The organism is Flavobacterium sp. UBA7682 (assembly GCF_002482945.1).
GTDB lineage: Bacteria > Bacteroidota > Bacteroidia > Flavobacteriales > Flavobacteriaceae > Flavobacterium.
In genome coordinates, this window is record NZ_DLGY01000023.1 from 1 (window position 1) to 20,476 (window position 20,476).

Annotated in this window: 21 protein-coding genes; all 21 read right to left on the reverse strand. The window is 34.5% G+C overall.

What is annotated here, in order from left to right; all coding sequences use genetic code 11:
- A partial coding sequence (locus B3C16_RS05840; protein WP_291129777.1) for an SDR family NAD(P)-dependent oxidoreductase occupies window positions 1–479 on the reverse strand: 479 nt, incomplete at its 3' end.
- A gap of 10 nt (window positions 480–489) precedes the next feature.
- Window positions 490–729, reverse strand: coding sequence for an acyl carrier protein (locus B3C16_RS05845; protein ID WP_121312946.1), 240 nt, complete (start codon window positions 727–729; stop codon window positions 490–492).
- Between the two features lie 90 nt (window positions 730–819).
- Entirely contained in the window at window positions 820–1,893 is a 1,074-nt protein-coding gene (locus tag B3C16_RS05850) for a 3-oxoacyl-ACP synthase III family protein (RefSeq protein ID WP_291129781.1), read from the reverse strand.
- A gap of 3 nt (window positions 1,894–1,896) precedes the next feature.
- Window positions 1,897–2,880: a 3-oxoacyl-[acyl-carrier-protein] synthase III C-terminal domain-containing protein gene (locus B3C16_RS05855; RefSeq protein WP_291129784.1), complete on the reverse strand. Its 984-nt coding sequence runs from the start codon at window positions 2,878–2,880 to the stop codon at window positions 1,897–1,899.
- Between the two features lie 18 nt (window positions 2,881–2,898).
- A complete protein-coding gene (locus tag B3C16_RS05860) occupies window positions 2,899–3,531 on the reverse strand; it encodes a NeuD/PglB/VioB family sugar acetyltransferase (RefSeq protein WP_121312943.1) in 633 nt (210 codons plus the stop codon).
- A gap of 3 nt (window positions 3,532–3,534) precedes the next feature.
- The gene (locus B3C16_RS05865) at window positions 3,535–4,278 is read right to left on the reverse strand and encodes an SDR family NAD(P)-dependent oxidoreductase (RefSeq protein WP_291129787.1); all 744 of its coding nucleotides are present in this window, start codon (window positions 4,276–4,278) and stop codon (window positions 3,535–3,537) included.
- Window positions 4,279–4,315: 37 nt separating this feature from the next.
- Window positions 4,316–4,543, reverse strand: a complete 228-nt coding sequence (locus B3C16_RS05870; RefSeq protein WP_291129789.1) for an acyl carrier protein — start codon at window positions 4,541–4,543, stop codon at window positions 4,316–4,318.
- Window positions 4,544–4,670: 127 nt separating this feature from the next.
- Window positions 4,671–5,579, reverse strand: coding sequence for a hypothetical protein (locus B3C16_RS05875; protein ID WP_291129791.1), 909 nt, complete (start codon window positions 5,577–5,579; stop codon window positions 4,671–4,673).
- A 6-nt stretch (window positions 5,580–5,585) separates the two neighbouring features.
- Window positions 5,586–6,893, reverse strand: a complete 1,308-nt coding sequence (locus tag B3C16_RS05880) for an MBOAT family O-acyltransferase (RefSeq protein WP_199717111.1) — start codon at window positions 6,891–6,893, stop codon at window positions 5,586–5,588.
- Window positions 6,894–7,210: 317 nt separating this feature from the next.
- Window positions 7,211–8,353, reverse strand: coding sequence for a glycosyltransferase family 4 protein (locus tag B3C16_RS05885; RefSeq protein ID WP_291129793.1), 1,143 nt, complete (start codon window positions 8,351–8,353; stop codon window positions 7,211–7,213).
- Entirely contained in the window at window positions 8,346–9,467 is a 1,122-nt protein-coding gene (locus B3C16_RS05890; protein ID WP_291129796.1) for a polysaccharide (de)acetylase, read from the reverse strand. Before B3C16_RS05890 ends, B3C16_RS05885 begins: the two co-directional genes overlap by 8 nt.
- Window positions 9,468–9,473: 6 nt before the next feature.
- On the reverse strand, window positions 9,474–10,328 hold the full coding sequence (locus B3C16_RS05895) for a hypothetical protein (RefSeq protein ID WP_291129797.1): 855 nt from the start codon (window positions 10,326–10,328) through the stop codon (window positions 9,474–9,476).
- 86 nt (window positions 10,329–10,414) lie between these two features.
- Window positions 10,415–11,479, reverse strand: a complete 1,065-nt coding sequence (locus tag B3C16_RS05900) for a glycosyltransferase (protein ID WP_291129799.1) — start codon at window positions 11,477–11,479, stop codon at window positions 10,415–10,417.
- Window positions 11,480–11,481: 2 nt separating this feature from the next.
- On the reverse strand, window positions 11,482–12,507 hold the full coding sequence (locus tag B3C16_RS05905; RefSeq protein ID WP_291129801.1) for an ATP-grasp domain-containing protein: 1,026 nt from the start codon (window positions 12,505–12,507) through the stop codon (window positions 11,482–11,484).
- A gap of 10 nt (window positions 12,508–12,517) precedes the next feature.
- Complete coding sequence (locus tag B3C16_RS05910; protein WP_291129803.1) at window positions 12,518–13,669, reverse strand: CapA family protein; 1,152 nt, start codon at window positions 13,667–13,669, stop codon at window positions 12,518–12,520.
- Window positions 13,666–14,784 (reverse strand): hypothetical protein, encoded by a 1,119-nt coding sequence (locus B3C16_RS05915; RefSeq protein WP_291129806.1) that lies wholly within the window; start codon window positions 14,782–14,784, stop codon window positions 13,666–13,668. Before B3C16_RS05915 ends, B3C16_RS05910 begins: the two co-directional genes overlap by 4 nt.
- An 81-nt stretch (window positions 14,785–14,865) precedes the next feature.
- Complete coding sequence (locus tag B3C16_RS05920) at window positions 14,866–16,101, reverse strand: EpsG family protein (protein ID WP_291129808.1); 1,236 nt, start codon at window positions 16,099–16,101, stop codon at window positions 14,866–14,868.
- Window positions 16,102–16,107: 6 nt separating this feature from the next.
- Complete coding sequence (locus tag B3C16_RS05925; RefSeq protein ID WP_121312930.1) at window positions 16,108–17,406, reverse strand: lipopolysaccharide biosynthesis protein; 1,299 nt, start codon at window positions 17,404–17,406, stop codon at window positions 16,108–16,110.
- Entirely contained in the window at window positions 17,407–18,408 is a 1,002-nt protein-coding gene (locus B3C16_RS05930; protein ID WP_121312929.1) for a polysialyltransferase family glycosyltransferase, read from the reverse strand.
- A 23-nt stretch (window positions 18,409–18,431) separates the two neighbouring features.
- A complete protein-coding gene (pseI, locus tag B3C16_RS05935; protein WP_121312928.1) occupies window positions 18,432–19,484 on the reverse strand; it encodes a pseudaminic acid synthase in 1,053 nt (350 codons plus the stop codon).
- Window positions 19,481–20,473, reverse strand: a complete 993-nt coding sequence (locus B3C16_RS05940) for a GNAT family N-acetyltransferase (RefSeq protein WP_291129814.1) — start codon at window positions 20,471–20,473, stop codon at window positions 19,481–19,483. The genes pseI and B3C16_RS05940 overlap by 4 nt, the downstream gene beginning before the upstream one ends.
- Window positions 20,474–20,476: the final 3 nt, after the last annotated feature.

The window sequence follows — 20,476 nt, forward strand, 5'->3', positions numbered from 1 at the left end:
GAATAACCTAACTGACCTTTAACACCTTGCACACCAACGATGCTCGACATGTTAATGATCGAGCCACTTTTTTGACGCGACATCACACGAGAAGCGAGCTGTACCAACTGAATCATCGCAATGACATTGATATCAAACATCGTTCTCAATTTGTCAAAATCAATCATTGGTAACAATTCATAGGTAACCATTCCCGCATTGTTAACTAAAACATCGATACGACCATAATCCGATTTTATTTTCAGAATTGCGGTTTTACAAGCAATAGCATCAGTGACATCAAAATAGAGCGGAATTACAGTCGTGCTGTATTTTTCCGAACAGTCTTTTGCCCAATCGTCTAAGGAAGCTTCTTTTCGGGCATTCGCAAAAACAATAGCACCTTCTTCGGCGTATCTTTCCACAATCGATTTCCCGATGCCGCGATTGGTTCCTGTCACTAAGCAAATTTTGCCTTCCAAAATTCTATTGCTCTTCATAAAAATAATTTTAGAAGTTTACACCATATTTGGCGACAATTTCTTTACCAACTGCATACGATTTAAAGTTCAAAATATCTTCCGGATCGAGCATAATATCAAAAGTATCTTCCATGGCGGTAACCAAACTCAATTGGGTAATAGAATCCCAATTATCAACACTGGTAGCGCTGAAATCATCACTCAACACCGATTCATCAACATTAAAAACGGAACTAAAAACAGAATTGTAATTTTCTAAGACATTCATTTTTGTATATCTGTTAGGCTGTATTATTAAAATAAATTAAGTGGTAAAAGTAAGCCGTTTTTACCTATAAAACAAACGGCCATCTCAAAATCAATAGGCTTCTTTATAGTAAGAATCGGTTTCAATTAATGGATTAATGACAGCCGTATCAATGGTCAAATCACCGCAAGCCAATGACAAACCTGCACCAAAACCACAGATAAATATCTTAATATTCCCTTGCTTTTTTAATCCGAAATGATCTGCTAATACTAACGGAATCGAGTTACTACTGTTGTTCCCGAAACGATCTAACGAAACCGGAATTTTCTCGGTCTGAATTTTCAATTTTCGAGACAACTGCTTCAAAATATAATTATTGGCCTGATGCAGAATGAAGTAATCATAGTCTTCGGGCGTTTTTTCTTGAACAGTCAGGAAGTCTTTCATCAACAAAGGCACATCAGTAATCGAAAAACCAAAAACATCCATCCCTTTCATGTGGGTATCATAATCGGAACGCAAAATACCGTCACTCCAAGCCACGCGCTCTTTTGGCGCATAACGATTTCGGTAAGCGCCTGATGGTGTAATGATACTTTTAAAACGATCGCCATCAGTGCGAAAAGCCAAGCTGATTGGCGTTGGAACCGTCGTTTTTTCGAGTAAAGTGGCCGAACCGCTATCGCCAAAAAGCATCACCATTGTTCGGTCATGAGGCGACAATGTTTTCACCGAAGTATCGCCGGTAATGAGCAAAGCGGCTTTTGAACTCGAATTCTCCAACAAGGAAAGTATCGTTTGCAAACCGAAAATAAATCCGGAACAGGCCAAATTTAAATCAAAGCACAAACAATTTTCGGAAAGCCCGAGACGTTTGTGAAGTACAAAAGCAGTCGAAGGGACACGATAATCCGGTTTTTGACTTACGAAAATTAGAATCCCGATATCTTTTTTAGAAAGTTCAGATTTATTCAAAACATCTTCCGCGGCTTCATAACCTAAATCGGAAGCTGTTTGTTTAGGCTTTGCTCTCGAAACCGAATGAACTCCGGTCATTTCCTTAAATTTCACCACATTCTCTTCACCGAAAACATCATAAAAAAGCTCAACGGGAACTTTATCCATTGGTACTGCTACTGATAAGCCTGCTATTTTAATATTTTGAAATTGTCCTGTCAGCATAGCTTAAATTTCATGAGTTACAAAACCTTCTGCAAAATAGTCATCGGTTTCAATTAAGGGTAAAACCGTATTTTCTTCCAAATAAAAATCGGCAAAACCCCAAGATAATCCTTCGCCATAAGCACAAGCTAAAATTCTTTTTCTCTCATTGATACCCGAAATCAATAAGGGTATCGACGAACCGGAGCAATCGGCAAAATTTTTAAAATTGGATTGTAATTGAGATTGATCAAAACCTGCGTTTTTAATAATTTCCAGATTCATTTCTGCATTAGATTGTTGGAAAGCCAACACATCATAAGAGGAAATTTGTCCATTAGATTTAACCATAAAATCGGTCAAATCACTTGGTATTTTTTCTGCAAAGAATTGATGCATTCTTTGCTTGTCATAATTCAATTGGTTAAACGTTCCGGCAGTCGGAAGGCTTGACAAGTCATAAGTTTCTCGCTTTTCATTAGTTCTAAAAGCACCACCGGGAATTATGTAAGTCTCGTAGGCATCCCCTTGAGAAAATGACTGAATATGAATTGGTGAAGCTTCTTCTTTTTCTAAAAGAATAGCCGTTGCCGCATCACCAAAATGGTCAAAAATCGGGTTGTTTTCGGCTATCTGCTTGCTGTTAGTATCGCCTATAATCACCAATCCTTTTGTGGTATTTAAACCATTTAATAAAGAACAGCCCAATTGTAATCCGGCGATAAAGCCAACCGCACCCAAGTTGATATCATAAGCCAAACAATCCTTCGGAAGTTGCAAACGGTGTTGCAACACTATAGCGGAAGCCGGACTTCTGTAATCGGGTGTTTTGGTCAGAAAAATGATGAATCCCAGCTGGGTTCGGTCTATGCTTTTGGTTTCCAATAAATTGGTAGCAGCGGCATAACCTAAATCAGAAGCTGTTTGCAAATCTACCGAACGTGCTTGCTTTGGAATAGCCGAGGCTATACCTGAAATTTTGACGTTATTAAAATGGTAAAAAGACATATTTAAGGGTTTATTAACCTACATTACTATTCGTTTGGCAGGATTTCCGAAGACGGTAGTATTTTTTTTCACACGACGCAAAACTACGCTACCAATACCGACAACCGCTTCTTCTTCGACCACTATATTTTGTATAATTCTGACACCTGCATTGATGGAAACCATATCGTGTACACGAACATAACCGGCAAAAAATGAAAACGAATTTACTTGACAAAAGCGTCCAATATGAACGTCATGTCCCATAATTACAGAACTTTGCAAAAAAGTAAAATCTTCAACGGTAACATCACTGGCTAAAACACAAAATGATTTGATGCCTATTCCTATTCCCAATTTTACACTGGGAGAAACAATGGCTGTCGGGTGAATCAGATTGATAAATTTCCCGCCTTTCGACAAAATGATTTCGACTGTTTTTCTTCTGTGGTACAAGTTTCCTATGGCGCAGAAAAAAACATCGCCATCAACAGGCTCATAATCGGTTACGGTATTCAAAACCGGCGGATAGCCTAATTCTTCTATATTGGATGGATTATCACTCAGAAATCCTTTAATGCTGAAATCGGATTGATTGCCATAACAAGCCAAGGCCAAATCGTACATTTCTCTGGCAAAACCACTGGCTCCAATTATTACTAAGTTTCTCATAATTTATTTCAAGGTGTAGCCGCCGTCTAAAGTCAGAAGGCTTCCGGTCATCCATTTGGAAACGTCGGCCATCAAATAAACGGTTAAACCGGCAATATCTTCAGGTTGACCAAATCGACCTAAAGGGTAATTTTTTAAATGGGCTTGCAATTGTTCCTCAGAAATGGTACCGGATTCTAAAATGGCTGTTTGCACCATACCCGGTAAAATCGCATTAACCCTAATTTGCTTTGGCGCTACTTCTAACGCTAAAGATTTGGTAAACGAATTCAAAGCGCCTTTTGCAGCACTGTAAATAGCATTCCCTATGGTTATTTTTTGAGAAGCTACCGAAGAGATAAAACATACCGAGGCTTCGGGTTTAAGCTTTTTACTTTTTAAAAGTTGTTGGAGTAACAAAATAGAGCTGTGCAGCATCAAATCAAACATATAATTCAGGTCATCCCGTTTGATAAATTGTACCGGAACAGTTTTGACCATACCGGCATTTAATATGATGCCATCCAAAGCCGGCAATTGGGCTACTAATTCCTTAATAGCTTCATCAGACGTTAAATCAGTTGAAAAATATTGGTGGTTTCCTTTGGGTAATGATTGTAATGTGACTTGTAAACGCTCTTCATTTCTTGCAGTCATGATTACGGTTGCGCCTTGATGGGCTAACATTTCGGAAACAGAACGACCGATGCCCGAGGAAGCACCGGTAACCAAAATTGTCTTATTATTTAAACTGAAAAGTGAATTCATACTATCATTGAAGTATTACCATCAAATGAATAAATCTTTAGGCCATTCTTTTTTTAACTTCTTCAGCCAAATCACCTACTGTAATCAGATTTTTAAAATCTTGCGAGGCAATGTGAACGCCAAAAGAGTCATCAAGCATTGCGATTACCGAAAGATTAGCCATAGAATCCCAATTGTCATAATCTCTGAAAGCGTCTGTAAGTGATACCGTTCCAGGATCCAATTCTAAAATATCTTCCAATTGTTCAAAAAGTTCTTTTTCCATTTGTTCTCTTATTTTATGTTGCTAAACTAGGTATAAAAATTATCATTCAAAAGCAAAAAAAGGAATACTAACATTAATATTATTCTTGAAAAGTAATAAACCTAAAAGTCTTTTGAAATTGTCAATCTCAAGGTTTGATTTGCTTGGCCACTTCTTTTGAAAACAGTAAAGCGCCTTTATCGTTTAAATGTTCCGAATCATGAAAAAGAGTTTTTTGACTTACAAACTCTTCTGCATTAGAATAATCAACCAACTTGACTTTGTTTTGGGCAGCTATTTCATTGGCAATAGTAAAAAACTCCGGTTTTATTTTTTTGAACGTTGGTGAAATCACCAAAATAACTTTAATATTTTTTGATTGGGCTTTAGTGATAAATAGATTTATTGTTTTAATCAACTCAGGTCCAATGGTAAAAGTATCATTTTTCAATACCTTGTCTTCTCCATTCCATTCTCCTTTTAGTGGGATATATCCTTTGAAGTTGTCCTTATTTTTAACAACATTGGCCGTAAGTATGTTAAAAAATTTCTTATTATATTTCAGTAAATTGGAACGGTAAAAAATACCATCATACCAGTTTCTACTGATGTAATTATCAAATTCTGCATTAACTTTTCCGTAGAAAGGTGCTAAATCACTAAAAACATCTTCACCAAAATTGCCGCCTCTATCATAAACATCTCTAAAGTCTAAATCCAAAACGACTACTTTAGGGCTGTATCGCTCTAAGGTTGCTAAAAGTGCCGCATAGTGAAAATAAATCCCCATACCTTCTCTCCCGGCATTATAACAAGTCAGACCGGTTCTTTCTGAAATAATATCCGGTTTGTAATGAAACGCAGCTCTTGAAGATCCGAAAATCAAGATACTATCATTTGTTTTATTGAATACTTGATTCTCTTGATAAGCAACTCCCGATTTAGAATTTGAATACAATGAGTCAAAAATAAAACCGGAACACACATCAATAGTGACTAATACAATCACAAACAATAGTGCTTTTTTCAGAATTGAAATCCTTTTTTCTCTTTTCATCTAGACTTAAAATTGGAAATAAATAAATTGCCCTTCATCAAAAACGCCCATTAATAATATCAGTGCCACGATAAAGGCATAAAATAGTATACTCACATTTGGTTTCTTTAAAAACGAAAGTTTGTTCAGCAAAAACTCATCCCTGAACTCCTTTAAAATCAAAACAGACAACCCAATAAACACCCCAAAAAACACATCCCATTTTACAAATAAATCGGTGGACAAATCGGTTCCTATTTTTTCTACAATCGTGAAAGCTTCCTGAACATTATTAGCTCTAAAAAATATCCAAGCAAATGAACTCAGAATAAATGTCGTAATGATTTGTATTGCGGTAAAAAAAGTTCTGTTCCTTGATAATCCGGTAGCGTCATTAAATTTGTTGCGATACCTTTGAGTGACAATGGCAATGACTAAATAGGCTCCATTTAATGCGCCCCAAATAAAAAACGTCCAATTGGCGCCATGCCATATTCCGCTGACCAAAAAGACGAAAAACAAATTGAAATACCATCTGTTTCTGGATACTTTATTACCACCAAGCGGCAAGTACAAATAATCTCTAAACCAAGTACTAAGAGAAATGTGCCATCTTTTCCAGAATTCAGAAATGGTTTTGGCAAAATAAGGTCGGTTAAAATTAGTCATCAAATCAAAACCCATAATTTTTGCTGTACCAATGGCAATGGATGAGTATCCGGCAAAGTCACAATAGATTTGGAAGGAAAAAAAGACTGTTGCTAGCAGTAGCGTTGAACCATTGTGATTGTCTACATTATTGTAAGCCGCATTCACATAAAGTGCTAATCGATCGGCCACCACTACTTTCATAAAAAAACCCCAAATAATGAGTTTGAACCCTTTGGCAAAGTTCTCATACAGAAAATATTTCTTTTCGTGAAATTGATGCAAGACATTTTGTGGTCTTTCAATCGGTCCGGCAACAAGTTGAGGAAAAAACATTACATACAGCGCATAGATTCCAAAATGTTTCTCGGCTTTTTGATTTCCTCTGTATACTTCTATGGTGTAACTCATCGCCTGAAAAGTGTGAAATGACAAACCTACCGGCAGCAAAATGGACAAATAAGGCAAATTGCTTTTACTGCCTAAAGCCGCAAGTAAAACTTCAATATTTTCTATGAAGAAATTATAATATTTAAAAACGGCCAAAACCAATATATTGGCAAACAAACTCATTATTAAATAAAACCGCCGTTTTGTTCCTTGGTTGTTTTCAATGAGTATACCGGCAAAATAGTCGATTACAATAGTACCAGCCAAAATCAATATGTATATTGGAATAAAATACATATAAAAATAGCAACTTGCTACTAACAACAACAGCCATCTGTATTTTGTTGGGAACCCAAAAAAGAGTATACATACCAGAGGAAAAAAAAGCAGAAAATCTAGTGAATTAAAGAGCATTACTAAGCCTTTTGTTTATGGTGAAAAAAATGTGTTATAATTTTAAGTATGCCGAACGCATTGAGTAAATAAAATTAAATCACTTATAACTCGTTTGTAAATGTATTTATAATTTAAATTTCTTGTAGCACTAATTCCAGTTGTGCTCTATTTTGAAATAATCTATTTTTGTGAACAGGTAAAATCAAAAGACAGGATTGCTATTCCCTTGAGCAATAAATCGCATTCATTCCATCCCAAATCATTTTGCTGTCAAAGTTTTTGGCCCAAATGAAACCATTCATCCCTAATTCCTTTCTTTTTTCCGGATTCTCTTCTAACAAAGCCATCGCATTTTGTAAATCCTTGACTGATTTTGCGGGAATCAACAAACCGTTAAAATCTTTGGAAACGGCATCTTTACTTCCGGTAACATCAGTAGCAATGACAGGCAATCCCATCGCAGCAGCTTGCACTGATACATTGCCAAAACCTTCCCACCAAGCAGGCAGACAAAAAACATCCATTACCGACAAATACAGCGGGACATTGCTTTGGGTGCCCACCAATAAAATTCCGGGATGTTGTTCCATTTTTTCTATTAAACTCAAATCAGCGATTTGGCTTTTTTCAATCGGACCTACAATCAATAATCTAGAAGAATGGTTCTTTGCATACAAATTATCGAAAGCCTCATACAGTTCTTTAATTCCTTTTCTGTCAATTAATCTTCCCACAAAACCATACACAAAATGAGTTTCATTCAATCCTAGTTCGTTTTTCAAAGCTGAGATTTGTGTCGCGTTAATTTGACTTGGACTAAATCTTTCCAAATCAATCCCGTTACTGCTTCCTTTGTGAATTACTAAAGATTTTTCTTTTGAAAAAATAGTATTTTCAATACCTAAATCCCTAACTGAATTACTGATACAAATGATTTTATGTGCAAAACGTGCGGTTATTTTTTCCATGGTAACCAGTATTGTTTTTTTCAATCCGGTTTCATGTTCAAAACGAAAACCCCGACAGGTATAAATCCTGTTTTTAACCCCTAATAGCTTTGCCGCAATCATTCCTAACAAACTTACTTTTGGTGTACCAAAATTCACTACATCGGGTTTTACCCTTCGCAAATGCTTGATCACCTGAAATAATGCTTTAATATCCTTAACAGGGGAAATTTCACGTTCTAAATCTACCGGCAAATGAACACAACCCTCTTGCTGACAGTAATCCGTCACCCTTTGGTGATTCGGTGCCATCAAATAAGTTTCATAACCCAAAGCTTTAAAATAACGCATTTGACCCGCTATTAAAATTACACTTCCGGGAGCGGTAATTCCGAGTACTAATTTTTTATTCATTTTTTGTATTGCTCATATATTCACCTAATTGTTGGCTGTTCATAAATTCGACATCAGGCCATTTTTTTACAATTGCTTTCAAAAGCGCATCTAAAGCTTTAATTGAATCAGATTGATTTTTTTTGGAAAGATGACCAATAAAATTGACCCTATGCGAATTGATAACAGCGGGTTTACCAAAAGTAAAAGCATTGTTAATTTCTGCCATGCACAAATCAACCCAATCCAAATTTTGATTTTTACTAGGCTCAAAAGTCACATTTCTTCTCCAATAAAGCAAGCCGCTCTCATCTTTAAAACCCCAGTATTTATTAACTATACCATGTTTTGGATCTTCTAGATAAGGCAACAATTGTTGGGCGTTTTGATGATACTTAACGCCGTTTTGGGCTAATATAGCATTGATGTGATTCCCTCGGATGGATTGAGAAGCAATAAATGATTTCGATTGAAATCCAAATACCGTTTCAAACATTTGAAGTCCATCAATCAAATCTGTTTCAATAGTTGACTTTTCCTGCTCATTGTAATAATCAAATGCGGCTAAGTAATTTATCCTATTGGATGTTCCCAAATTAATCCCCGGAATCGCATCATGGTCAAAGCAAATCTTTTCCTTTTCACAGGTCATGACAGCTTTCATCCATCGGGTAGGATGCAAATGCTCTCTGCCGTGAAACTGAGGGTAAAAAATATTTTGTTCAACTCCTTGCTTCCATAAACCAACCATTGCTTCCTTAGAAGAATGCTTTTGGTAACTATCAAATATTGATTCATAATGATAGGTTTTCAAATCGTCTGCTCTAATTTTATCAAAATCAGGATTGGCAGGTAATGAGTTTACAGTTATAGTTGCGGGTTGTTGATTAGCGTCTTTATGGGAACTGAGCATCTCAAACAAAACGCTCAAATCATCAGGTGTTTCAAGACAGTCAAACTTGGTATATCTGTTTTTATCAACCGGAATTCCTTTTTTGACCAGTGCTTGATAGGTTTCAGTATTTGGCATGCGAATACTTCCCCAATCATCGGATTCAATGACCACGATTTTTTTATGGGTTGACCAACCTCTGTAGTTTACATATGACTTTCTAAGTAATGTAATTAAATTCATAAATAATCAATTAAATTTTAAATCAAAATAGTCTATGCAATCCTTAATTTGTTTGTCTTTTCCACCTTTAAATGAATTACTTGATACCAGGGAAACTTTATGCGTGGACTTCACACTGATAGGATCTTTATTGTATTTGGCATTGGTAACCACCTCAACTTGAAGTCGAATCAAATTCATCTTAAGCCACACATCATCAGAGTTGGGACTCAGTTTAAAAATTAAATCTTTATCAAATACCGTTTGGTCAAAAATATTTTTGCCGGGCAATAATGTTCCATTGCCACTCGTATGGTGTAAATATATTGAGGGCTTTTCTTCATTGTAATTATGTGTCCATTGCAAATATGGAAGTATTGAGCCCTCTTTGAAATTGATTAAGTGAGCCCGTGAAGCAATTACTTTATTGGGATATTTTAGGTGTAATGCCATTAAATCTTTAATCATGTCCTTGTAATAATATAAATCGTCATCAAACATAATCACCTTACTTTGAGGAAACTCGATTAAAGAGTAATAGTATTTTTTATGAGAACGCAAATCATCACAAAACCTAATTTCTAAACCACGCTTGGTCTGATCCAACAACTTTTTTGGCAATGAAGCTAAACCTTCAGGAAATTGCTCTTTGGCCAACCAAAGTATTAGTTTATCAGGGTGAAGAGATTGTCTTAATATACATTCAACACTCAAATAAGTATGTTCTATTCTGGCAGGAAAACTGGTCAGACTGGCGATAATTAAGTCACTAGGTCTTTTTTCAGAGGTGTTCGTTTGGAGAGTATATTTGGTATTCTTTGAAGTAAATTTAAAAAAAATAGGACAGTAAAAATCAAACCATGTTTTTAGAACTTTCTCCATACTTCTATTCAAAATTTTACCCAAAACGGATTGATTTTGAAAATTAGGAATACTGTAATATAATCGAAGTAATAAATTCATAGTTATTAATTCAGGATTTCTTCAAACTTAGTAAAAATTATCGGCAATGCCAGTCGTTCTCTAATAGATTGAGCATTTTTACCCATAGTCATTCTTAGTGATTCTGACTGCAATAAGTGGTTGATATTCGATGATAAATCGATAACATCATCTCGTTTTGCCACTAAAAAATCTACCCCTTTTGTTCCTAAATCTTCGTAAGGAATTCCTTCCACACAAACGCATGGTAATCCGGCTGCCATTGCCTCACACAAAGCATTGGGAAATCCTTCCAATACAGAAGGCAAAACATACAAAGATGCTTTGGAAAAATAGGAATCAACATCTTTTACCTGTCCGACAAATTGAATATTGTCTCCTAATTTTAATCCCGAGGCTAATGATTTCATGGCAGGAAGTAACGGTCCGTCTCCCAACATTACTAATTGCCATCCTTCCCTATTTTCAATCATAGAAAATGCTCTAATTAAGGCCTCAGGGTTTTTTTCCCAAGCAAATCGGCCGACATAAAGCAATGTCTTTTCCTTAGCTATAGTAGTATCGACAATAACTTCTCTTATCGGATTGGGAATTACTTTAATATTGAGTTTGTTTGCAAATTTCTTTTCATTCCATTGGGCAGCTTTCGTAGTTTGTGCTACAAAAGTAGTGGAATAAGGATAAGTAATTTTTTTTAAGAAAGAGACATACCATTTGAACTTAAAATCAGGACTCGTTCGGTCTGAAATATGCACCTTCTTTTTTAAGCCAATACTCGCTATCAAAGTCAATGGGTTAAAAACATCTCCAAATGAAATAATATGTTGTGAGGAATTGGCTTTAAAGGCTTTTCTTAAATAAAAAATAATCCTGATGTAGTGAAAAATAATATTGCCCTGATTTCCGGGATGTTCTTTTTGAGGTGTAATTAGAGTTACTTTTGGGTCTAGAGGATAAAAAAGAGGTTCTTTTTTACAAGAAACTAAAGTAACCTGGTATCCATTATTTACAAACCAATTGGCCAAATTGGTCATTGCTCTTTGAATACCGCCTATTCCTAATTTTGGAGAAACTAAAATTACTTCTTTCAAGATTACTTCTTTAAGTTCAAAAACGTTTCTTTTAAATCTTCAATAATCCATTCATAAGGATTGAAGTTTCCTGCGTGCCAATTCAGACTACTGTCCCAATAGCCTTCACAAGCATAATAGCCTTCTTTTCGATAACCATAACTCATTTCTACCAGTAAAGGTTTTCCGTCTCGGTAAACAAAATCAAACGCTATGCATTGAGTTTTCACCTTTGACGCTATTTCAAAAGAAGTTTTTAACAACTCATCATCAAACAACTCTTTTTTGTATTCAATATAACCGCTGCCACTGGCTCTGAAATCATTAGGTCGCGTGTACCTTTTTATTGCAAAAGCCTTGTCCTTAATAACAATAACCCGATAATCAGAATCATTATTGGGAATAAACTCTTGCAAATAAACATAACCCCAAGCCTTGCCGCTCATCCGTTCATATTTTACAGGGTAAACCAAATGGGCTATGGCTTTAAAAATATCAATCATTTTCTTTTTACCCATTTTATAACGTCTGATAGCTTCTTTAATGCCATCGACAGCATCATATTCTCTTATGCCGCTTCCAAACATTTTTTGGCCAATGGCAATCAGCTCGCTTTCGCTTTTAACCAGCTTTACATTTCTACTTCCGGAACCGCCTTTTAACTTCCAAACAATCGGATAGGAACTGGTTTTAGCAAATTTTTTAAGAGATTTTAAATCGTAGAAAACATAATTTTCAGGCGTTGCTATATCTAACCCTTCAAAAAGGTATTTTTGGGCTACCTTATCATCAAAATGCCAATTGGTATTGTGGTCAGGAAAAACCAATTTACCGGAAAATTCTAAAGCTTCCAATAATTTTTTGGCCATAAAATAATCCGTTGGATTGGACTGTTGATGATGCCATAATAAAATGTCAAATGATTTCATTTGTTCCATAATATCAGAATCATAACAGTTTACAATGGCAAAATCAATGCTATTGTCTTTACAGTATTCTATCCATTTTGAAGCAAAAGAGCCCGGATTATCATGTATTGCGATTCTCATGAATTACTTTTTAGTGTTTTTTAATCTTCTCTTTTAATATATGCTCCAACAAATACTTATGAGATTCACATCTTATTAAATTGAGTAATAATAATATTTTCTTTTTACTGTACACTGAGGGAAGTATGCCTTTTTTAAATAAAGAACTCAACTTGCCTTCGTATGGATTTATAAATGCCAAATACTGCAACCCCATTTTTCCGGCAAATCTATTATATTCTTCTTGTAACTTTTGATCATCATTGATGATTTCGTTATATTTTTTTAGCTTAACTTCAAAATCTTGCAATGCTTGGGCTTTTAATTTTTTTATGCCTATTTCTTTATCATTTTGTAAAAACGGAATGATTTGGAAATCTAATTGGTCATTGATAACATTTAATCCGATGGCAACACCGGTATTCCAATTTTCGCCTTTCGATTTTTTATTGCTATCAAAGATAAAGTTGCCAAGACTGTAAAAAATTGGACAATCATGATACTTCTCATAACCGCTAAAGGTATGGGTATGATGCCCAATCACCGCTGAAGCGCCGGCGTCTACAAAAAAACGAAATATTTTTTTCATATCCGGAGTGGGAAGCGGATGGTATTCATTGCCGCCATGGTAGATCACAATGATAAAATCTGTGGTGGAACGCAACGCTTGAATTTGATAAAAATTCTCAATTACATCAACTCCGTTGGCACCCGATTCACTATTGCTATCAGAAATCCACTCATGCTCACAAACGTTGATTATGGCAATTTTTTTTGACTTAATCTCTGTTATAAATGGCTTTCTTTTGGCAGTTTTAGAAAGCCCGGCACCGACAAAATTTAAATTAGACTCATCCAATCTTGTCAAAGTTTCCTTGAATCCTTCGATACCAAAATCCATTATATGATTATTGGCTAAAGTCACTAAATTTATATTTGCATCAAGTAAAGCTTCCATTACTAAAGGCTTCATAGAAATCACAGGACCTGTTTTAGGAGATGGATTTCCGGAGCTAACTACCGGTCCTTCAAGATTCACAATGGATAAATTCGATGCTTTCAAATCTTCATACAATTCACCAAACAATAAAGCATACTCTTTATTGGCTACAACAGCATCAAGTCTTCCTCCGGCATGTGGACCAACATAAAAATCTCCGCAAACTAAAATATCATAACTCATTTTTTAGAAATTCTTATAAAGTTAGACAATTCCTCTGTATTCATAAATTCAATATCGGGGTATCTTTTTACTAAATCGCTAAGTATCTCACCAAACAATTTCAAATTACGCTCTCTGTTTTTTTCATCCAAGCCACCCATAAAATTAACCCTATGAGATGATAAAATAACCGGTGCTCCAACTAAAAAAGCAGCTTTGACTTCGTTTAAAATTTTTTGATGCCAATTGACATTTGGTCTTGTAGCTGGTTCAAAACCGGCATTTCGAATTAAAAAAATCTGTCCTAAACCATTACGATTTCCCATATAATGCTTGATGGTTTGATACCCTTCGTGATTGCCCGGCACTTTTTGAGCTCTACCGCCTTGAATGGTATTTACGCCTATTTTATCCAAAAAAACTTCATGATTGGGATGCCAAGTATAATTAGCCGCAATAAATGAAGTTGAAGGAAAACCAAAATTTTCTTTAAAAATGTGTTGCGCTTCCAAAAGTATTGACTCGTGTGCGTCTAATTCCTCCAAACTATTACCATCAAGTGCTGTTAAAAAACTTTTTCTTTTGGTGGAAGTTATGGTAGTACTCAATCCATAAACTTGGTTGTCAAAAGCCAGTCTGGTTGCTGAATCGCCATTTTTTAAAGCGCCCATCCAATTATTCAAAAAAATATGCTCTCGCCCATGCAATTGTGGGAAATATAATTTTTCTTTTATTCCTTGTTTGATTACATCCAATGTATGGTTAGCTCCTTGGTGCCTTTTGTAAGATTGATCGAATGTTTCAAAATAATAATTTTCAAAATTGCCTTCTCTTATTTTTTCATAATCGGGATTGGCGACGATAGTATTGGCTGTGATAATTGGAGAATTGCCGTTTTTATCTTTAATTTTATTCAACTGATTAAAGATAGCATCAAAATCTTGTACTGATTCCAGACTGTCAAAAGTATTGTAACCACATTGATCCACTTTGACACCGGCTTTCAATAAATTCTCAAAGGCTTGTTTTGAAGGCATCCTAACCGAACCCCAATCATCGGATTCGATGACTAAGATTTTTCTTTTGGACTTGAATCCTTTAGAATTCAATAAGATATTTTTTAAAATTTCTACCATTTTCCTTATACGTTTCGCCTAACTATATTTTATAAAACCAATCATTTCTCATCTACTTAAACATAAAGCTCATGCGATACATTATCCGCTAATTAAAAAATAAGAAGACAGCCAATTTCCAAAAATAAGATTCGGGAAATTAAAAATGGTCTTCGCCATATAGGTAAAATTTATAAAGTTTAATACGATGAGCAGGCTTATGAAATGAAAGAATGTTTTATTTTTCAAGAAGAAAGCTTTGTTTTGCTCAAAAGAAACTTTGGTAGAAGCAATCATAAAAAATAATACAAAATAAAAATAAAAATTGCTGACAGAGAAAAAACGACTTCCATGCAGGACTGAAGAAGCAAAATTAGTCAATGAATATGACAACAAAGCCATTATCAACATATCTTCATAAAACTTATTCTGTGCTAAAAATTTTTTCCTTTTAAGAATAAAAAACAACAAACTAAACATTAAAATTTGTCTAGAATAAGTAATTATTCCTCTATTTATAGCTCTTCGGGCAGAACCTTCTTTTACCGCTTTTGCATATCGCTGGTCGTTGCTTTCAATGCCTTCTTCGGAAGCATAGGCATCCACTTGATTGGAGATACTCTCTCTAAGATACTGCTTGGAAAAAGTATCAACCACACTAGAAAGATTAGAGTTAGAATACACAAAAGACAATCCAAATAATAAGATTGCAATATTGGTTCTTCTTTTCATATTCTTGATCGCCAAATAAACGAAAGGCAAAATGGTGTAAAACAGAAATGAAAAGTGAATAAAAGGCGTTAATAAAATGATATACAAAAATTTCTTCTTACCGTTTAAAGTATATTCCAACAAACACCACGTAAAAAAAATTACAGCCGAATTGTATCTAAATGCTGTAACAACTGTAAAAGGAAGAACAGTATACAATGCTAAGACATAAAACCAAGGAATATATGCTCTGTAATTTGGATCTAAATTATCAGAGATTACTTTAATACACTTATAAAATAAAAAATAATAAATTGTTGTAAAACAGACGGTAATAAAATAAAAATCGCTTGAGATGGAATTAATTATTTTGGAAAGAAGCGGATAAAAAAAATCTTTTTCCAAAAAAATTTCTACCAAAGATGTGTTTTTATAATACACCGAACGAGTCACATACCTATACATGTCAGAAGTAGGTGCATTAAACATGTTAATCCCAACAAACGCTGCAAAAAACATGAAAAATAAAAGTAAATATCTCGATTTTAAATCTTTAAAGACACTAATAATTGTTGGGAGCGGCCAAACAAAAACAAAAAGTAACTTGGGTACAATACTGCTTCTCATAACTTTTTATTTAGTGGTAATTTTGGTATTATACTTTTCTAAAAAAAGCACTTTCTTCAACAAAAAATAATTAAAGAAATATAAAAATATGTAATTTATTAGAATTCCTATTGATATAGTACTCAATAAATCCACATCAAATACCAGGTAACACAGAATTGGGAAAACGGCATAACCCAATAATTCGAAAAAAAGAAAAACGTAAGCCTCTTTGTAAGCCTTTAAAGTATACAGAATGTTGTGTGTCGTGGCATAACTTGAAAAAATAAATGCAACCGACATAATTTGAATCGAAAAAACAGAAGCGGCAAATTTCGGGAAAAACGTTTCAATTATGTAAGGCATAAAAATAATAACAACTATTGAAAACGGTATAGAAATCAGAGGATAAAATAAAATCATTTTCCTCATATAAGGCCAGAGCAATGCCGCTTTTCCTTCCTTGCCGTATTTAAAACCCATTTGTGGTTGCAAGAATTGATTAATTTGACTTGGTAATAAATTCATCATTCCCTTTAATGCCATCGCAGGTGAAAACAATCCCAGTTGGAGTACACCACCAATACTCAGTATAATCCATTTAGGAAAACTTTGAGCCAACACTCTTAATTGGTAAAACGACATGATGATCATACCTCGCTTAAACAATTTTTGCAAAAAATCTTTGGAAAAATCAGGTTTTATGTCCTTGTATGGCGAGAAAACAAATAGTAAAATCGTATGCTGAACTACTACAATGATATTAAATAACAGTATTCCATAGTAGTGATATTTGTAAACAAAATAGGCTGAAAGTAGCGTTAACACACTTTCAATAATATATATTTTGGTTAGTTTATCAAATGATTTTGAGGTTCTAAAGGTGGAAATCAAATGTAATGTTAACGAAGTGCTTGCCGCAATAACACAGATTGTACCGATGCCGAGTGTAAGGTCTAAGTTATCTGTAAAAAAGAAAGAACCAAGTGTGATGAGAAATCCAATGACGATAAACAAAGTCGAAACAAAATAAGAATACCAGCGTGCTGAAGATATATACTTCTTATAATCTTTATCGTTATTCCCCATCAATATGGGTAATTCAATAGACAAACCATTTTGAATTCCGAGTTGAAAAAAAGGAATATAGGCTAAAAAAATCGACACCGCGTTCCACAAACCAAGCTCATACGGATTCAACCATTTCATAATAACAATTCCGACAAACATTTTGGAAATGCTATTAATGGTACTCGACAAACTATAATAAGAACCGGTCTTAATTAAATCGTTAGATTGAAACTTATGGTAAATTTTTTTTAACATTTAAAAATCAATTTCATTCAAATCATCAATATTAACGATATGATCTGTTGGGTTTCCGATATCAACTTGGGTAAAAATATTGCCAAAATGATACAACTTATAGGTATAATAATACTTACACGTTTCATTATAAGCAAACATAGAGGTCGATGCCGCACTCAAAATAATGGTGTTTTTCATGGTTAAAACATATAACTCAGCAGGAATTTTGTTCCTGATCATCATAATGTTTTCATAGTCATTGTACAAATCGAGTTGACCAGGTTCTGAATTTGGATGCGATTTATAAATGATTTTTTTGTTGGGAAACTTTTTAATCAAGTAATCAAATATTTCTTTTTCTCGCTCCCAATAAATTTGTTTCCAAGCCTGACCGAGATATAGAATAGATTCGACATCAAAATCAACTTTAAACTGGAACAATTTATTGGAAAACGCTATTGATTCTTGAGAATAATAGGGCAATTGAAGTAACTTTTTACGGGTTCTGTTATTGTACTTCTCCGGATAATTCAACCAAACTTCATCTACTTCTTTAGAAAAAGCATATTTGTAGTTGTTGTGAAATCCAATCAGCGCGACTTGCTTGCGCTTAAACATTTCTTTATAATCATTGAGCGTATCTCTGAGTATACAATATAAGAGTCTTTTCTTTCTGTAGTGATGATAAGGTTTGGTTCCGTCTTGCAACAATGAAATTATAATATCAGTCTTGGCCAGTTTATTAATTATAAACAACGTCTCAGAACAGTTTTCTTGGAAAAAGAAAAAACGCTCAGGATTAATTTCCTTGAGTTGGTTAACAAAGTCAATATTTCCAAATTTGTTTCTCTCGAGTTCTTTAAAAACCATAAAGTCTTCTTGACTGTCAAAATCATTGATTATTCTTCCCTTGAGATAATAAATAATATTATTACAATCTTTGTAATTGTTAAAAATAGTATTGACAGACATTAACACATGGTATTGTGTCCTCACTAAAAACACATTCGTTTTTTTCATTCTATTACCTAAATTAATTTCTGTTACAAAGTAGCATCGTTATCTAAAAAATCCAAACTCATTCTGGATCCTTTTTCTAAATCTTGATTACTCTTTTTTCCAATGATTTGATTGTAATATTTTGGATGCAAACCAAAGCCCGGCCTGATACTTTTGACATGCTCTTCCGTAATTACATCTCCTTTTTTCAGGTCTTTGACAACATATAAGGAGCGCGAAAAGTCTTTGCCTTTGGCTTGTTTGTCCGTTAATTGATAATCGACAACACCCATCGCTTTTTCTGCTTCTCTAACGGATTTTACCATGGCTGTAAATTCTTGCTCATTCATCGAAAAGGAAGCATCCGGTCCTCCGATAGAACGGTCTAAAATAAAATGCTTTTCTATGATTTTGGCACCAAAACAAGTGGCTACTACCGGAACTGTTGCACCCATGGTATGGTCGGACAATCCGGTAATCACGCCAAAACGTTCTGCAAAATCTTTAACCATGACCATATTGGCCTCTTCAATCGGTGCCGGATAACTTGACGTACATTTCAATAAAGCGATGTCGTTATTACCCATTCTTCGGCAGGCATCTAAAGCCAATTCGATATCTTCTGTAGTGGCAATACCGGTCGACATGATAATGGGTTTTCCTTTGCTGGCGGTATACTCAATTAGCGGTATGTCTGTAATCTCAAACGAAGCAATTTTATAGGCCGGCGCATTTAATGATTCTAACAAATCAACGGCTGTTTTATCAAATGGGGAAGAAAAACAGATCAATCCATTTCTTTCTGCTTCATCAAATATTATCTGATGCCATTCCCAAGGCGTATAAGCTTCTTGGTATAATTCATATAAATTCTTACCATCCCAAATGGTTCCTTTGATTAAAAAATCCTCTTTTTTGGAATCAATAGTTATCGTATCTGCGGTGTAGGTTTGCAATTTTATACAATCTGCTCCTGCTCTTTTGGCGGCACGAACTGTTTCTAAGGCAGTCTCTAAACTTCCGTTGTGATTGGCAGAAAGTTCAGCGATTATAAATACCTGTGAATCTTTATTTATATTGAAGTTCTTAATCTTCATAGTAGTTTGAATTTTATGGTATTTTCATTTAAAAACTCCTCCTTAAAACTTAAATCTCTAAAGATTTTTAAAGAGGCCTTATTTTCATTCTCAACAATTCCAACAATAGCATAATTTTGCGAATCCATTCTAAAGTGTTCTATACCTTCTTTTACTATTTTTTTTCCAAAACCATTTCCATGAAATTTTGGATCAATCAAATAGCTGATAACCGCTTCCCTATCCACTTGGTCAAAACGAATAGATCCGACAGGTTTCTCATCAACCATTGCAATGTAATAATAAACTTTTGGGTCGTTAATTTTAGCATTAAACCATAACTTATGACTTTCAAATTCTATTTTATTTTTAGTGAGCGCATACTTTCTGACGACTTCATTTGAAGCCCAATCAAAAGTAATATTTACATCTGAACTATTGGCTTTTCTTAGCTCCAGTTTGCTTTTATATTTGGCATGTATCACTACATCTTTAAATTTGTTTTCAAAAAAACAATGGTCTTTCAGTACCGCTTCTTGTTGAAAACCGGTAGATACGAGTACTTTATACAAATGCGGTCTCAAATCAAAAGCATAAGTATATATTTTATGCAAATTCAAATCTTGAAAAGCCACTTGTTCTATTAAGCCTAAATAAACTGACCAAATCTCATGAAAACGTTCCTTTTCGAGAGAAGTATCCATAATAAAGGATATTTCAGCATTTTTATCAATCCAATTAAGATGCACTAAACCGCCATAACCAATGCAAACGCCATGCTCCAGAAAAGAAAATAAAATTTGATTCGGGAATTCTTGTTCAAAAAGAGAACCAACCACTTGGTTAAAATAGTTCTCTTGATCTTCAGCAGTCAAGGGTTTATTTTGTCGTAAATGATAAATTTGTTCATTTCTCCATTTCATGATTGCCATCCTATCCTCAAAACGAATAGGAACAATAGCAAAATGGCCAACGGAAAACACTTGCTTATGCAATACTTTGTATTTCATAGG

Coding starts and splice junctions, on each gene's coding strand:
- B3C16_RS05845 (WP_121312946.1), bottom strand. CDS start 729: ATGAATGTCTTAGAAAATTACAATTCTGTTTTTAGTTCCGTTTTTAAT.
- B3C16_RS05850 (WP_291129781.1), bottom strand. CDS start 1,893: ATGCTGACAGGACAATTTCAAAATATTAAAATAGCAGGCTTATCAGTA.
- B3C16_RS05855 (WP_291129784.1), bottom strand. CDS start 2,880: ATGTCTTTTTACCATTTTAATAACGTCAAAATTTCAGGTATAGCCTCG.
- B3C16_RS05860 (WP_121312943.1), bottom strand. CDS start 3,531: ATGAGAAACTTAGTAATAATTGGAGCCAGTGGTTTTGCCAGAGAAATG.
- B3C16_RS05865 (WP_291129787.1), bottom strand. CDS start 4,278: ATGAATTCACTTTTCAGTTTAAATAATAAGACAATTTTGGTTACCGGT.
- B3C16_RS05870 (WP_291129789.1), bottom strand. CDS start 4,543: ATGGAAAAAGAACTTTTTGAACAATTGGAAGATATTTTAGAATTGGAT.
- B3C16_RS05875 (WP_291129791.1), bottom strand. CDS start 5,579: ATGAAAAGAGAAAAAAGGATTTCAATTCTGAAAAAAGCACTATTGTTT.
- B3C16_RS05880 (WP_199717111.1), bottom strand. CDS start 6,893: ATGTATTTTATTCCAATATACATATTGATTTTGGCTGGTACTATTGTA.
- B3C16_RS05885 (WP_291129793.1), bottom strand. CDS start 8,353: ATGAATAAAAAATTAGTACTCGGAATTACCGCTCCCGGAAGTGTAATT.
- B3C16_RS05890 (WP_291129796.1), bottom strand. CDS start 9,467: ATGAATTTAATTACATTACTTAGAAAGTCATATGTAAACTACAGAGGT.
- B3C16_RS05895 (WP_291129797.1), bottom strand. CDS start 10,328: ATGGAGAAAGTTCTAAAAACATGGTTTGATTTTTACTGTCCTATTTTT.
- B3C16_RS05905 (WP_291129801.1), bottom strand. CDS start 12,507: ATGAGAATCGCAATACATGATAATCCGGGCTCTTTTGCTTCAAAATGG.
- B3C16_RS05910 (WP_291129803.1), bottom strand. CDS start 13,669: ATGAGTTATGATATTTTAGTTTGCGGAGATTTTTATGTTGGTCCACAT.
- B3C16_RS05915 (WP_291129806.1), bottom strand. CDS start 14,784: ATGGTAGAAATTTTAAAAAATATCTTATTGAATTCTAAAGGATTCAAG.
- B3C16_RS05920 (WP_291129808.1), bottom strand. CDS start 16,101: ATGAGAAGCAGTATTGTACCCAAGTTACTTTTTGTTTTTGTTTGGCCG.
- B3C16_RS05925 (WP_121312930.1), bottom strand. CDS start 17,406: ATGTTAAAAAAAATTTACCATAAGTTTCAATCTAACGATTTAATTAAG.
- B3C16_RS05930 (WP_121312929.1), bottom strand. CDS start 18,408: ATGAAAAAAACGAATGTGTTTTTAGTGAGGACACAATACCATGTGTTA.
- pseI (WP_121312928.1), bottom strand. CDS start 19,484: ATGAAGATTAAGAACTTCAATATAAATAAAGATTCACAGGTATTTATA.
- B3C16_RS05940 (WP_291129814.1), bottom strand. CDS start 20,473: ATGAAATACAAAGTATTGCATAAGCAAGTGTTTTCCGTTGGCCATTTT.